14 protein-coding genes and 1 pseudogene are annotated in these 15,024 nt (G+C 38.2%); 3 read left to right on the top strand and 12 right to left on the bottom strand.

All coding sequences use genetic code 11. From position 1 onward, the window contains the following. Positions 1-160: 160 nt before the first annotated feature. The 7 genes from dltD (ADH81_RS00760) to dltB (ADH81_RS00730) all read right to left on the bottom strand — a co-directional run bounded on the left by dltD (ADH81_RS00760) (position 161) and on the right by dltB (ADH81_RS00730) (position 7,434). Positions 161-1,429 (bottom strand): D-alanyl-lipoteichoic acid biosynthesis protein DltD, encoded by a 1,269-nt coding sequence (gene dltD, locus ADH81_RS00760; RefSeq protein WP_049525799.1) that lies wholly within the window; start codon positions 1,427-1,429, stop codon positions 161-163. Next, entirely contained in the window at positions 1,422-1,661 is a 240-nt protein-coding gene (dltC, locus tag ADH81_RS00755) for a D-alanine--poly(phosphoribitol) ligase subunit DltC (protein WP_000351968.1), read from the bottom strand. The genes dltD (ADH81_RS00760) and dltC overlap by 8 nt, the downstream gene beginning before the upstream one ends. Before the next feature lie 13 nt (positions 1,662-1,674). Then, positions 1,675-2,919 (bottom strand): D-alanyl-lipoteichoic acid biosynthesis protein DltB, encoded by a 1,245-nt coding sequence (dltB, locus tag ADH81_RS00750; RefSeq protein ID WP_049525797.1) that lies wholly within the window; start codon positions 2,917-2,919, stop codon positions 1,675-1,677. Further along, entirely contained in the window at positions 2,916-4,466 is a 1,551-nt protein-coding gene (gene dltA, locus ADH81_RS00745; protein ID WP_049525795.1) for a D-alanine--poly(phosphoribitol) ligase subunit DltA, read from the bottom strand. The genes dltB (ADH81_RS00750) and dltA overlap by 4 nt, the downstream gene beginning before the upstream one ends. A 20-nt stretch (positions 4,467-4,486) precedes the next feature. Then, positions 4,487-4,618 carry a teichoic acid D-Ala incorporation-associated protein DltX gene (locus tag ADH81_RS00740; RefSeq protein WP_049525793.1) on the bottom strand — a complete coding sequence of 44 codons (132 nt, stop codon included), beginning with the start codon at positions 4,616-4,618 and terminating at the stop codon, positions 4,487-4,489. Positions 4,619-5,069: 451 nt separating this feature from the next. Next, positions 5,070-6,242: a D-alanyl-lipoteichoic acid biosynthesis protein DltD gene (gene dltD / locus ADH81_RS00735; protein ID WP_049525791.1), complete on the bottom strand. Its 1,173-nt coding sequence runs from the start codon at positions 6,240-6,242 to the stop codon at positions 5,070-5,072. A gap of 37 nt (positions 6,243-6,279) precedes the next feature. After that, positions 6,280-7,434, bottom strand: a complete 1,155-nt coding sequence (gene dltB / locus ADH81_RS00730; protein WP_049525789.1) for a D-alanyl-lipoteichoic acid biosynthesis protein DltB — start codon at positions 7,432-7,434, stop codon at positions 6,280-6,282. A 398-nt stretch (positions 7,435-7,832) separates the two neighbouring features. Here dltB (ADH81_RS00730) and hslO point away from each other — a divergent pair, with 398 nt between their 5' ends. Together hslO and dusB are read left to right on the top strand one after the other, a co-directional pair. After that, positions 7,833-8,705, top strand: a complete 873-nt coding sequence (gene hslO / locus ADH81_RS00725) for an Hsp33 family molecular chaperone HslO (RefSeq protein ID WP_049525788.1) — start codon at positions 7,833-7,835, stop codon at positions 8,703-8,705. Next, the gene (gene dusB / locus ADH81_RS00720) at positions 8,692-9,672 is read left to right on the top strand and encodes a tRNA dihydrouridine synthase DusB (protein WP_000183319.1); all 981 of its coding nucleotides are present in this window, start codon (positions 8,692-8,694) and stop codon (positions 9,670-9,672) included. The genes hslO and dusB overlap by 14 nt, the downstream gene beginning before the upstream one ends. Before the next feature lie 43 nt (positions 9,673-9,715). Here the strand turns inward: dusB and ADH81_RS00715 are convergent, their stop codons facing one another. Next, entirely contained in the window at positions 9,716-10,402 is a 687-nt protein-coding gene (locus ADH81_RS00715) for a YoaK family protein (RefSeq protein WP_049525786.1), read from the bottom strand. 211 nt (positions 10,403-10,613) lie between these two features. Next, positions 10,614-11,309, bottom strand: a complete 696-nt coding sequence (locus tag ADH81_RS00710) for a hypothetical protein (protein WP_049525784.1) — start codon at positions 11,307-11,309, stop codon at positions 10,614-10,616. A 276-nt stretch (positions 11,310-11,585) separates the two neighbouring features. Between ADH81_RS00710 and ADH81_RS11405 the strand changes: the two genes are divergently transcribed. Then, positions 11,586-11,816: a hypothetical protein gene (locus tag ADH81_RS11405; protein ID WP_080979255.1), complete on the top strand. Its 231-nt coding sequence runs from the start codon at positions 11,586-11,588 to the stop codon at positions 11,814-11,816. A gap of 66 nt (positions 11,817-11,882) precedes the next feature. On the opposite strand, the pseudogene ADH81_RS10540 reads toward ADH81_RS11405, so the two are convergent. The 3 genes and pseudogenes from ADH81_RS10540 to pnuC all read right to left on the bottom strand — a co-directional run bounded on the left by ADH81_RS10540 (position 11,883) and on the right by pnuC (position 15,018). Next, a pseudogene (locus ADH81_RS10540) lies at positions 11,883-13,231 on the bottom strand (IS3 family transposase). A 235-nt stretch (positions 13,232-13,466) separates the two neighbouring features. After that, positions 13,467-14,240 carry an NUDIX domain-containing protein gene (locus ADH81_RS00695; RefSeq protein ID WP_049525780.1) on the bottom strand — a complete coding sequence of 258 codons (774 nt, stop codon included), beginning with the start codon at positions 14,238-14,240 and terminating at the stop codon, positions 13,467-13,469. A 1-nt stretch (position 14,241) separates the two neighbouring features. Continuing rightward, positions 14,242-15,018 carry a nicotinamide riboside transporter PnuC gene (pnuC, locus tag ADH81_RS00690; RefSeq protein WP_049525778.1) on the bottom strand — a complete coding sequence of 259 codons (777 nt, stop codon included), beginning with the start codon at positions 15,016-15,018 and terminating at the stop codon, positions 14,242-14,244. Between the last annotated feature and the right edge of the window lie 6 nt (positions 15,019-15,024).

Below are 15,024 nucleotides of genomic sequence, written 5' to 3'. Positions count from 1 at the left end.
ACTTTGACAACTTTAAGAAACGAATTTTCATCGCTCTGAATATAAAAATGGAGAGGACAACGAATGTCCTCTCCAGATCTTAGCTTTTCTTCAACCCACTACAGTTGACAGAGAGCCCATAAAAAAAGTCTGAACAAAAAGTTCAAACTCCTTTTCTATATTATTGAAAATCTTGGATATTTCCATCATAGGTTGCCCAATCTTGACTAAAGAAACGGTCATTCATTTGGTAATCAGGCGCTATTGTTGGATTACTCAAAAAGGGATTTACAACCTTATCAAATGCTAACCAGCCTAACCAACCAATATGAATCGTATCCTTAACAAAGTATGGTTCATCACCATCTTTTGAAAAGTCAGCGATGTTGGTGAACCCTTGACTTTCCAATTGGTATCGAATTTTTTCGACAGTGTGTTGATACATTTCTTCACTCAAGCCTGTATAATCCATCCATTTTTTATTGACAGGTTGAAAGACAAAGAGCACATTCACCTTAGATTTAGCAAATTGATCGAGCACTAACTGCAAATCATTGTACTCACTTGACTGGAGAAAGTTGTAATTTTTTTGATACCCTTCCCACTTTTTTAAATCTTTCTTTAGTTGAGTATTGTAAAAGTGGTTATCCATCCCCAAATCATTATTGGTCGTATTTTCTTCTGCATCCTTACGTGCAATATTTTCCAATTCTTCATAAGAAAATTGATCTGGGAGGCTGCTCAAATATTTTTCAATATGATCTTTGTACTTTAATCGACCATGAATGGAGAATTGACCAAAAAGAGCAGCTTGTCTTTCATTGAACTCGGCAGAGAGATTAACCATCGTTTGATCAAAGTCTGACAATTGTTCATTCTTGGCAAGCTTCTCAACAATCCCCTTCATCGGTACTCTCGGATTTTGCTTCAAGAGTCTAGTGGCCGCATATTGAGCAGCCAGATCTCCGGATTGATTTTCCAAAAAGGCCGTCAACTGGTCATTGTTAAAAAAGCTTTGAAAAGTAGGCGCATCGTGCTCCTCTTTTGTAAACCATTGCGGAGAGATTACAAATACCGCTTGTTTGTTTTCAAGCTCAGATGTGATTTGTTGTAGTCCAAAGTACTGACTAAGAGAAGCTGCTCCTGCCTGCCCCATAAAATAAGGACGATAGGGGCGATTATACTTTTCAGCTAATACTCCTGGATGCATGCTATCAAAACGAATCCATTCACTCGAACCCAAAAAGGGTATAAAACGTATATTAGAATCCGTGAGAGCTCTCACTTTTTGGCTTCTCTCTTTGAAACTTTCTGCACTTATTGAGGCTGCAGAGTATTTTTCCTCCATTAAATTATGACTCTTACTACTAGGATAGAAAATAATGAGTAGAAGAACCAATAAACCTGCAATAAGAATGGGCCCGAAGATTAACCACAGGCGTTTAAGCATTCTTTAACTCCGTAATCCCTGCTACGATTTTATTAGCTGTATTCCAGTCGTCACGACCAAATTCTGTAACTGGGACACGAATATCAAAGCGATTTTCGATTTCCACGATCAATTCAACGGTTCCCATGCTGTCCAAGACACCTGCGTCAAAAAGATCTTCATCCATCATGTCAGATACATCTTCCATAAATAATTCATCAATAATTTCAATAACTTCTGATTTGATATCCATTTTTTAATTCCTTTTATTTTTTAAACCATAAATCATTCAAAAATCCAGAAAAGATTAAGAATGAAACCATCACGACATGGAAGGTTATCACCATGCCAAGCAACTGAGCCCAGCGATTCTCAGGCAAGGGAGGTCGCCCTGCTTTCTTACGTTCTTTATTGAGCGTTTTTTTCTTTCGAACCCAGGCATCATTAATGACTAAGCCCACTCCATGAAAGAGTCCGTAGGCGATGTAAAACCAAGTTATCCCATGCCAGAAGCCCATAAGGAGCATGTTCAGGATATAGGCGACACTTGAGGTCACATTTCGATTCTTAAAAAGCTTCTTTCTCGTCATCACCATGACCATGCGCATAAAGACAAAGTCACGGAACCAGAAGGATAAACTCATGTGCCAACGATTCCAAAACTCCTTCAAATCCCTTGACAAGAAAGGTTTGTTGAAGTTGATCGGACTACGAATCCCCATCAGATTTGAAATAGCTAGAGCAAACATAGAGTAACCTGCAAAGTCAAAGAAGAGCTCCAAACCAAATGTGTACATGATGGCCACTACATAATAGTTAAAGACGCCTCCTGTTTGTAGAGCTAAATTCTTTAGTGGTGGCAATAAAATCTCGCCTAGAATATGAGCTAGGATAAATTTATACAGAAATCCCCACATGATATACCGAACGGACTCGGCTAGCATATCTAGCAACTCATCGCGCTCTGGTATCGTCTTATAATTTTCATTAAAACGTTTGAAACGATCAATAGGACCACTTGAAAATGTTGGCATAAAGAGAAGAAAACGCAAATACTCCCACATCTTCAAATCCTTAATGACTCCATCTCTAAGTTCGATAATGATTCCCACCGAACGAAAGGTCAAATAAGAAATTCCGATAAAACCCAGCAAGGATTGTGTTCCGTTAATGGCTGTTTGCGCCTTTACAAATATGATTGGAAGTAAAGACAACAGACTAACGAGATAGAAAATCCATTTGCCATCTCGAATTTTTCGATACTGCTTGTAAAAAAGAACCAGTACCATTTGCCAGATTAGATAGATTCCTAAGGCAGCTATTTGATTAGTCTTGCCACCCGTCAACATGGTAACGATAAAGAAGAGACTAACCAATATTTCATACCAGGCAAAACGTTTTTTGAAAAAAAGACCGATAAAGATTGGCAAGGTAGCGGTAATCACGTAGACAAAGTACTGTAGATTTCCATAAGGCTCAATATGAGGAAGCTGTTTGAAAAGCTCCATCATCTATTATTTACCTCATTGATTAAACCTTTAATGTCAATTTTGCCATTTGGAGTTAGTGGCAATTCCTTTCTGTAAAGGAACTTAGACGGCATCATGTAAGACATCATAATATCTTCCAAGTCTTCCTTGATTGCTTTCGTGATATCGATGTCGCGTTCAAATTGTTCTTTGACACCATCTTTTAAGATAACATAGGCCAAGAGGTTTTGAACCTTGTGGTCTTTGTTGTAACGTGGAACTGCAACAGCAGATTCAACATACTGAGATTTATTCAAATTTTGAGAAACATCCTCTAGCTCAATGCGGTAACCGTTAAACTTGATCTGGAAGTCCATCCGTCCACCGTAAAGAAGAAGACCTTCATCTGTCATAGTTCCAACATCTCCAGTGTGGTAGGCTGGCAAACCTTCAAATTCGAAGAAGGCTTCTGCTGTCTTCTCTGGATTATTCATATAGCCTTTTGAAACAGCTGGACCAGATACGATGATCTCCCCTTGTTCTCCATTTGGTAATTTATTGCCTTCTTCATCAACGATAAAGGTTGGTGAATCAGGTTTGGTGTAGCCAATCGGAAGACGTTTCAAGGTTGCCAACATCTCATCTGTAATAGCGACTGCTGACAAAGCAACTGTTGCTTCCGTTGGACCGTAAGCATTGATGATACGCGCATTTGGAAAACGCTCGCGCAATTTCTGAGCTGTTTTAACGGTCAACTCTTCCCCATCAAAGTAAAAATGAGTAATGCCTGGCATCTTTTCAGCATTGAAATCCTCCGACAGCATTGCCATATCTGCAAAAGATGGTGTTGAGGTCCAGATAGCAATCGGAAGTGAAAAGATGGTCGCAAAGAGTTGCTTAAAGTCTTGAGTGATAGCTGATGGAAGAGCAAAAAGCGTACCACCAAGTGCCAAGGTCGGTGCCCAATACATGACAGACAAGTCAAAAGAATAAGGTGGTTGGGCCAACATTTGTGGACGCTCTGGCGTCGCAAATTCCTTGTCCGTAATCATCCAGTTGGTAAAGCTGAGCAGATTATCATGGGAAATTTGCACTCCTTTTGGTTTCCCAGTTGTCCCTGATGTAAAGATGATGTAGTAGTTATCATCCCCCTTGACTGGATGCGTCATCTCATAACTTGCCCCTTGAGCAAAGGCTTCTTGAACCTGAGCTAGATTCATCATAGGTGTAGAAACCTGCTTCAATGGAAAGTCTGAGATAGCAATAATCAAACTTGGCTCTGCCACTTCTAAAATAGCCGAAACTCGCTCCAAGGCCGAATGACTGTCAATTGGAATGTAGGCATGACCTGACTTGGTCAAGGCTACAAAGGTAGCCAACATCTCATACTCCTGACCACCAAAAACGACTACAGGAGATTTCTCAGGTAAATCTAGTTGATCGATTGTTGCAGCCAAACTATCCGAATCAGCCTTCAAATCACTATAGGTATGTTCCTCACCAAGAACATTATAGACTGGAAAGCTAGGCTGAGTTTGGGCGAAGTGCTCAATCGCTTCAATCATATCTTTTATCGGTTTATTAGACACAGTTCGTTTTCTCCTTAAAGTTAAAATTCATTGTAGATAAAGCCACCCTGACCTTGACCAAGATAACTAAAGAAATAAAGCAAACCCAGTAAAACAATAAAATACAAGGCTGTCCGACCAAGAAAGAGGTAGAGTTCTTTTCTCTGTTTCATCAAGAAAAACCTTTCATTCCTGTAATTTTCAACTAAAATAAAATCAATTTCTTACTAACTTATTTTTCTGCTATTATACCACTTTATAAACTATTTTTTCAATTGTTTTCCGTCCATTTCCACTACATTTCAACATCATTAAATTGTTCCATATGATACCTTCTACTGATAGCTTTAATGTTTTCCAGTATAGATTATATTGGGAGCTACAACAAAGTAGGCTCTATACTACCTATAGAGGATTTCCCCACTATAAGTATTATAGAGCCTTATCTTATGTCTCACTTTAACGGTGGAATTTCCTTTATCTAGAGATTTTTATAATATGTAATCTTAAAATTCACTATAGATGAAATCTTGAATATTCGAAAAATCGGTCACAAAACAGTAGATTACGATACTTAAAATAACCGTGTAGAAAAACATGGTCCACAATAGTAAACGATGTGTGTTAGTTAGTTTCGTTTGCAAATTTGTAAAGTTCTTTTTCAACTTCCATCCATCCTTTCACCCCAACGTGCATCACGTCAAATAAAAAGTAATCTTCATACTCTTTATTTCCATAGTTTAACACAGTAGCACCGTGGTTTTTGGCAATATTTTCTATTTTTTTGTAAGTTTCTTCACGCATTTCTCGTGAAACACCTGTATAATCATTCCATTTACCATTTACAGGAAAGATAATGACTTCAACTTCAATTCCCAATTCCTTAGCAACTGTCAAGAAGAGTTCCATATCTGAATACTCTGGTGACTCTATGTAGCTCAAGTCATTGTTAGAATCTTTCAACGAAGCATAGCGGTCTCTCAAGTAGGTATTGTAGTAGTTATTATCCACAGCATAATCATTGTTATCTGTTTTCTTTTTAACTTCTTCTACAAACTTCTTCGTCATCTCCTCCCAATCATAATCCGGCGTTTTATCTCCTAATGCAGGATAGTCTGATTTGGCATGATTTTCATAGAATTTTCGTTTAAGCTTAAAGGAATAAACTGCATTGTCAAGTTCCAACAATTTTTTATCAATGATTGTCCCTTTTCCTTCTATAAAATAGTCTTTATACTTTTTATAGATATCATTTTGTTGTTTGTTTCCTTTGGTAATCTCAATAATGCGATTAATCAGTTTTTCTTTGGTTTCCTTACTGATTTTCTCATTATCTAGCATGTGGAAAATATGTTCCTGAGAAGCCTTATTTAAAAAAGCATCTTGATGGGTTCCATCCTTTTCAAACCATTGAACAGACTCTACGATGGCTACTTTTCGCTTACTCATAGCTCCTTCAATCGAGCACAAGGTTGTAGCTTGAATGATATTTTGAGAATAACTGGTTCCTATCTGCATGATATTAAAATCATTGTAGTTAAAAATTTTATTGGGATGGTAATCTTCATTTATCGTCGCAACTAACTCTGAGGACCCCATTAGAACTAGTGTATTGGGAGTGATATTATTTGTTAGAATATCCCTACTTTTATACTTTTCATAAGAAGTGCTGTAGCGAATACTATTGTCCTTGACTTTATAATAGTCGTCAATCTTCTTGACATATGTCACATTTAAAAGAGCAAGAGTCGCAATTACGAGCACAAGCGATAGTAAAAATGCTTTTAACTTAATCATCTTGTTTTGTCCAATCTCCTTGTTTTAGCAGATCTCTTTATCTACTTAGAATTGCCATCATTATCTTATAAGGTTCACCTGAAAAGATAAAGAAGCCAACCATAACTAAATTCATGGTCACAAACCAACTTATTAGTTTGTACCAAGTTTTATTTTTATGTTTCTTATAAAAAGTGCTTTTCTTTTGATAAATTTCAAATCCCGACATCAGGACTCCATGGTAAAAACCATAAGCGATGTAGCTAACACTAATTCCATGCCAAAATCCCATAACCAACATATTGACCATATAAGCATAGGCTGCATTGTGTAATCTATTCTTAAACCATTTTTTTCTGATAACCTGCATCAAAACTCTTGAAAATACGAAATCTCTCAACCATGTTGACAAGGTGATATGCCATCTAGTCCAGAAATCCTTGATATCAATACTCAAGAAAGGTTTATTGAAATTCATCGGTGTCTGAATACCTAGAATGTTGCTACTTCCAACGGCCATCAAACTATATCCCGCAAAGTCAAAGAACAGATAAAGAGTATACAGGTACATATATTTGATTGAGTAGACAACTGTACCAGTATTACTTAGAGCAAGTAGCATCTGGTAAACATAGGTTGATAAAACAACCTTGTAGAGAAGGCCTAAAACGATGCGATAAATACCATCCCCTGCTAACTCTAGGTAGTCTTTTCTAGGCATGACTTCATTAATCTCTTTAATAAACCTTCTGCTACGATCAATTGGTCCAGAACTCACTGTAGGGAAAAAGAGTAGAAACTGCAGATAATCTTTTACACTGATTTTTTCTTTGATTAAACCATCCGATATTTCTAGCATGATCTGAATGGTCTTAAAGGACATATAAGAAATACCAATAAACGACAACAAATGTAGCTGAGTTATGGCAAAGACTTTATTGACCACTAAAGGTAAAATGGATAATATAACTAGAGGTTTCAACCGTTTTGAATCCATTCTTTGTGCTATGAAAACTAGGACATATTGGTAGATAATGAAAGCCAATAGATAAACGACCATGGCTTTACTCTTACCATAGATGGCTCCTGCAAATAAAATTGACAGGCTTAAAATATAATAATCCTTACGCTTGCCAAAGTAGTTTAAAGCAAAGCCAATCAGTAAAACTACAAATAGTAGAAGGAAAAACTCATTCCCCTCAAAATAATTCATACCAGATGGACTCCTTTTCTCTTTTCTCTTTTTCTCATCTAATGATTTGTCATTTTAGGATTAGTTCCTATCATATTATCAAGGATAGTTAACTTTATTCATTATATCATAATTTAAAAACTATATACTTCTATTATCCAATTTCCTAAAATAAAAAATCCAAATGACTCCCACCACTGAATTCCAATAACGAGACAAAATTATTAAAACAATAAATAAAATTCAAGAGTAAAAAATTGATCATACTCAGATTTTTCCATCAAGCCTCCTAAATATATTCGTTACCCCTTTCATTCTCTCCTTCAAGCATAGCATAATTTAAAAAATGCTAGAATAATCCTCAGAACTAGCAAACACACGGCTCCCCCTTTGGGCATTTTTATGCTAAAATAGTAGCTATGGATAAAATTCTTAAAACTATATCAGAAAGCGGGGCCTTTCGTGCTTATGTTCTTGATAGCACTGAAACTGTCCGCACTGCTCAAGAAAAACATCAAACCCAAGCTAGCTCAACTGTTGCACTTGGCCGCACCCTTATCGCTAGCCAGATTCTCGCAGCCAATGAAAAAGGGAATACCAAGCTAACGGTTAAAGTTCTTGGAACTAGCTCTCTAGGTGCCATCATCACCGTAGCTGATACCAAGGGGAACGTCAAAGGTTACGTTCAAAATCCTGGTGTTGACATCAAAAAGACTGCAACTGGTGAAGTTCTAGTCGGACCTTTTGTCGGTAATGGTCAATTTCTCGTTATCACAGACTACGGCACTGGAAATCCTTATAACTCTATGACTCCGCTTATCTCTGGAGAAATCGGAGAAGATCTTGCCTTCTACTTGACAGAAAGCCAGCAAACGCCGTCAGCAGTTGGACTCAATGTCCTTTTGGACGAAGAAGACAAGGTCAAAGTAGCAGGCGGTTTCCTTGTTCAAGTTTTGCCAGGAGCCAAGGAAGAAGAAATCGCTCGTTTTGAAAAACGCATCCAAGAAATGCCTGCCATTTCAACCCTTCTCGAGAGTGAAGACCATATTGAAGCTCTTCTTAAAGCCATCTATGGTGACGAGCCATACAAACGCTTGTCTGAAGAAGAGATTCGTTTCCAATGTGACTGCAGCAAAGAACGTTTTATGAAGGCTCTTTCTAGTCTTCCAAGCTCAGACTTGCAGGAAATGAAGGACCAAGACCACGGGGCAGAAATCACTTGTCAATTCTGCCAAACTACTTATAATTTTGATGAAAACGACCTGGAGGAACTCATTCGTGACAAATCTTAATACCCCCTTTATGATTGGCAATGTTGAGATTCCCAATCGTACCGTTTTAGCACCCATGGCCGGTGTGACCAACTCAGCCTTCCGTACCATTGCAAAAGAGCTTGGAGCTGGGCTCGTTGTCATGGAAATGGTCTCTGACAAGGGAATCCAATACAACAACGAAAAAACTCTTCACATGCTTCATATCGATGAAGGAGAAAACCCAGTCTCTATCCAACTATTTGGTAGTGATGAAGACAGCCTAGCACGCGCAGCAGAATTCATCCAAGAAAACACCAAGACCGATATCGTGGATATCAACATGGGCTGTCCAGTTAACAAAATCGTCAAAAACGAAGCTGGCGCTATGTGGCTCAAGGATCCAGATAAGATCTACTCTATCATTAACAAAGTTCAGTCAGTCCTTGATATCCCTCTCACTGTCAAAATGCGTACGGGCTGGTCTGACCCATCTCTAGCTGTGGAAAATGCCCTCGCCGCTGAGGCTGCAGGTGTCTCTGCCCTTGCTATGCACGGTCGTACCCGTGAACAAATGTACACTGGTCACGCAGATTTGGAGACTCTCCACAAGGTTGCACAAGCTCTGACAAAAATTCCATTTATCGCTAACGGTGACATTCGCACTGTCCAAGAAGCTAAACAACGCATCGAAGAAGTCGGTGCTGATGCCGTTATGATTGGTCGTGCGGCAATGGGAAATCCTTACCTCTTCAATCAAATCAATCACTACTTTGAAACTGGAGAAATCCTTCCTGATTTAACCTTTGAAGATAAGATGAACATCGCCTACGAACACTTGAAACGCTTGATTAACCTCAAGGGAGAAAAGGTTGCGGTCCGTGAATTCCGTGGACTCGCTCCTCACTACCTCCGTGGAACATCAGGTGCAGCTAAACTTCGTGGAGCTATCTCACAAGCAAGCACACTGGCTGAGATTGAAGCTCTATTACAATTAGATAAAGCATAAACGTATAAAAAACGGCAAATCTCAATTTGAGATTTGCCGTTTTTTATATATTTTCATCTTGCAAATCAAGTTGCTTCACTCTAGCAATATAGTAGGACATGATCAAAAACAAATTGAAGCTGACAATCCAAATAGACCATTCATGGAGAAAATGCATAGATACAGCCAAGCTAATAGCGCCCACTACGAAACTGCCTACAACAATGCCATAATTCAAGGCTTGACGACGATATTCTTGAACATCTCCTTCTCCTCTAACGATGCGATACAAAGCAGTCAACATTTTTCGGTAATTTCCAGAAGTCATAAAAATGACATAGGGATGATCTTCAATCAAACTACCCGTAAATGTTAGCATCATCATTCCAGTTCCAAAAGCAATAAAAGGAACTTCTAATAGAGGAAAGCGGGAAAAGAAGGGAAGAACAAGGGTACCGGTAAATAAGGGAAGTAGCATCTTAACCCGCCAATAGGCTGTTTTGCGATATTCTTTCATGTACAAGGCAAAAAGAAAGCCTAGGGAAAAGAATATAATAGAACAGAATCTCAACATGGTATTGGTGACATGTGAATCGTGCCAATCTGATATCAGCAGGAGAATGTTCCCTGTCTGCGTTGCCACCAAACTATGATACTGGATGTGACAGAATACATCCAAAGAACCACCGATAAAGCCAAGGAACACTCCCATGAGTCGTGTGTTTTGAGGTAAAATTAATTTATCTGGCATTGATTCATCACTCGTTTCCCTTTGATTTTTTCATTATACCACTTTCTCTGAAAGAAACTAAGTGAAAAACGGTCAGTTCAGGTAGACATGATTACATATATTCCTAAGTTAGTCTCATCTCTGGAGTTCATTTATGACTTCTTATCAAATCGGAATACTGTAGTACTCCTCAGCTGAACTATTTTTAAACAAATTATTTCTGTACTGAAGTCTATGGCTTAATCAAAGTAACACTTGAAACAGTACCATCTGCACCTGTTGTAATTTGGATGACTTTTCCACCACCTACTTCAGCATTGTATTTCCCATCATCAAGGGTATAAGAATAGCTTTGAATAGAGTAGTTTTCTTTCTTGCCATCAGCAGATTCTACTGTAAATTGACCTCCTGATGAGACAGTGATAGTCTCGCCATTGGCACCCTTCCAGCTTCCTGCTGCTGCTGAAAAATCACCATCGACCATGGTTAAAACACCTTTGTAACGTTTATTATGCTCCGCCTGCTGGTCTTGTAATTTGCGGTCAGTCGTTGGGTCATAAGTTGACTGGCTCGCTTGATTAGATTGACTTTGTGAAGCTTGCTGATTAGAAGATGGTTGAGATGGAGTTTCCTGTTGCTGAGGAGCTTGGGGAGTTGGTGCAGCTTGGTTGGATTCTTGACCCTGAGTTGTAGGACTTGAAGCTTGTTCAGAGGAAGCTTTAGCTTTTTCTGAAGTAGTGGTGCTTGTTGAAGCTTGAGTTTTACTTTCTTTGTTTGAAGAACTTGCCTTTGAACTTGACGTAGTTTGTGTTGTTTTATTTGCATTGTCGTTTTTAGCTTCTTCTTTTTTATTACCGCATGCTCCTAAAAGCAAAGTTGAAGCCAATACTGCTACTGCTAGTAAACGAATTGAATGTTTTGTTTTCATGATGCGCCTCCCATGTAATTTTTTTGAAATATTATGAAATACTCCTGTAATGTTATTGTAATATTTGTTTTAGAGTTTGTCAACTATTTATATATGGTTTTGGTTTTTATTGATATTTGTTCTTTTTTAATCCTCCTATCTCTATTATTCGTTAAAAATTTAAAAAACAGGAAATTTTTCCTACTAAAAATACTATATTTTATATGTGTGATCGCTTGCATTTTTTTCTTGAAGGGCTATAATAAGATTGAAATAGGATATTGGAGGTGTAGGCTTATGTTAAGAAACTATTACAAGTATCTTCCTTGGTTGATTATTGGTGCTTTCTCTTCTTATGGGGTTGCTACTCATTACGCTCAAACAACATTCGATTTGTTCTACTTAACCACTATTTTCATGATTGTTTATGTGTCTCTAATGTACTTACACGAACATTATTTAAAATATAAATACAAAAATTTATTCATTCGAATCATGAGCAATTCTAATAAAGATAAACATCCTTAAACAAAAAATAACAACAAAAAGAGGCCGGGACAAAATGTACTGCCCCCAAAAAGTTAGACAATTAATTTAAGCAAAGGATTTAGTTCTGTATTGTACAGGACTAAGTCCTTTTAGTTTTACCTTAATTCTTTTATTGTTGTAGTAATCAATATAGTCTACAATAGCTTGTTCCAAGTGCTCAAGTGACTGAAACGTATTCTCATAACCATAAAACATTTCAGACTTAAGAATGCCAAAGAAAGATTCCATCATACCGTTATCTGGGCTATTTCCCTTACGTGACATAGATGGTTGGATTCCCTTATTCTTTAAAAAATGATGATAGAAATCGTGTTGGTATTGCCATCCTTGATCACTATGGAGAATTGTATTTTCGTAATGGTTCTCTGTAAAGGCTTGTTCTAGCATAGCTTTCATTTGTACTAAGTTCGGCGAAGTAGAAAGATTGTAGGAGATAATTTCGCTGTTAAAGCCATCTAAAACTGGCGATAAATAAAGCTTTTGGCTGCTTGCTGGAATGGCAAATTCTGTCACATCTGTGTAACATTTTTGCATTGGTTTGGTTGCTTCAAATTGACGTTGAATAAGGTTATCTGCTTTCTTGCCAACCTCTCCTTGGTATGAAGAATACTTCCGTTTACGGCGAATTCGAGCCGTTAAACCAAGTACTTTCATCAGACGCTGCACCTTCTTATGGTTCACTACGAAGCCACGATTTCGTAATTCTAGAGTCATGCGACGATAACCGTAATTTCCTTTATGCTCAGTATAAATTGACTGAATTTCAGCTTTAACATCAACATCCTTATCGTTTTGATCGAGCTGTTTTAAATGATAATAATAAGTTGAACGGGCAAGCTTAATAATCTTTAGAAGAATCTCTAAAGCAAACTCTGTTACCAATCCTCGGACAATTTCCGTTTTTCTTCTTGCTCTTTTTCGTCCCTCAATCGGAGTTCTCTCAACTTTTTTAGAACAGCATTCTCCGCTCTCAGGTATTCATTTTCTGCTTGAAGACGTTCTAACTATGTCATCTCTTCAGGTTTCTTCTTTGACTTACGTCCCATTTTAGGTGGTCTCCTTCTTATTTTCTCAACAATAGTATACCCGTTTTTCTTGTATTGTGCCAGCCAATTCGAAAGTAATCCACTACTTGGAAGAGCATAATCCAGAGACACCCTAATTTGTGAACGACCTTCAAGAAGAACTTTATCAATGATCTCTTGTTTTAGTTCAGGAGAATAGTAACAATTCTTTCCCTTTTTGACGATTTTTATCCCATAACGATCAATCAATTTAATCATGTACTGAAGATTAGAAATATTTATCCCAAATTGATTTGAAAGCTTTCTAAAGCTCTCTCCTTGCTTTTTGAGTTCATAGATCCGAACTTTATCTTCATAAGTTAATTTCATAATAAAACACCCCAAAAGTTAGATTTTTTCCTGTCTAACTTTTGGGGTGCAGTTCAAAATCCCGACCTCGATTTTTTATGAATAATAAACCTTTGACACGATAGTTGAATTGACTTTTGACACAAACTTTATTTTCTCTATTCTCAAGCTCAACCAGCCATAGATTTGTTGAAACTTCTCAGGACTGAGACTAGGAAATCAAGACTTGATCTATCGATTTCGGTCCCAAAGCTTTTTATTTCAATCGATAGGTTTTTCTTGGTTTCTTTTTAGGAACTCGTTTGAGCCCAACTTCTTCTACATATTCTCCGTATTTTACAAGAAAGTTATTGCTGACGATTGGTCGTCCTGGGTTGATGAGATTAACCAGTTCAGTCCCTTCATAGACAGTGAACTCCTCCTCCAGCAGATAAAGGAAGGTCGGATTCCAGTCGAGACGGCCTTGGATTCGTTTGATGGATTCTTGGATAATGGCATAATGGTCAAAAGCGAAGGCTTGCTCCTCCAACTCTAGTCCCTCAAGGAAGCACTTGCCTGTCTGAAAATCAACATCGACAAAAACCACATCCTTGGCATCATCTCCAGCTTGAACGAGATCGAGTGCTCTGCTAGGTAGATATACCAAGTGGGCGATAGTAACCGTCCAGCCCCGCGGATCACGACCTGGAGTAGATACTGTCATCAACTGCTCGATTTTTTCCAAAGGAAGGTCAAGGTTAACCTCCTCTCTCACTTCACGCTGACAGGCATGCGTAGCGTCTTCGCCCTTGTCCATAAAGCCTCCAATTAGCGCTAAACAATTTTGATATGGATGAGCCTTGCGACGAATTAGCAAGAGTTTGATTTTCCCTTCCACAAAGCAATAAGCTACCATATCCACCGTCACGCTTGGTTTTTCATACTGAGGAAGATCCTGTTTGCAGTACCAGTCTAAAAATTCCTTCTCCGTCGCATGAATCTCAAAATATTCTCTTTCTGTCATTCCAGCCGGGATTATCCTTTCAGTCATCTTATCCCTCCCTGACAGCTTTTGTCCATTGGTACCAACCGACTAAACTATTGATGGTGTAAACCCAGTACATACCTTGGATATGGATATTTTCACCCCACCAGAGATAAATACTAAAGAGATTGGTTGCAATCCAGAAAATCCATTGCTCCCGGTAAAGACGTGTCATCAAGAGCTGACCAACACCATTGGTCGCATCTGTAACACTGTCACGGAAAGGACGAGCGCTATGGATACTTTGGTAGGCAAAGCCCATGCCAATCCAGATGATAGCAGTCAAAGCCAAATATTTGAGCCAATCAATCATACCAAGTTTCTTAGCTTCAAAGTGAGACTCCTCTGGTTTTCCTTGCTCATTGATACGATTAGACAACCAAGTATAGAGGCCAATAGGCTGCATGACAAAGAAATAAACTGTTGTCAAAACTTCTCCGTAGAAAGTAGCATTCATAGCTAGGACCAAATAGATAGCAGAGTTAATAGCTCCAAAAAGGTAGTTGCTTGCCCGACCTTCAGCTACCAAGATAACGCAGACAATCCCTGTCCAAGAGGCCAAGAGACCAACCCAGTCATGACTTTCCGTGTTTTGTGTAAACTCCAGAATAAGAGGGACACTTGATAAAGCAATCAAATAGAGCCACTGAAAAAGACTGCGTCCCACAAAGAGGTCTTTCCAAAGCAAACGCATAACTCCTGCAAAACCAATTTTACGAGCTTCTGCGTGAACATTTTTAAAGTTTGCGATAAATCGAGTAATTTTTTCAGTTATTTTTTTCATTTTCTT

This window comes from Streptococcus pseudopneumoniae (genome assembly GCF_001072925.1).
In the GTDB taxonomy this organism is placed as follows: Bacteria; Bacillota; Bacilli; order Lactobacillales; family Streptococcaceae; genus Streptococcus; species Streptococcus pseudopneumoniae_Q.
The sequence above is the reverse complement of the archived record's forward strand: the minus strand, read 5'-3'. Positions and strand labels throughout refer to the sequence as shown.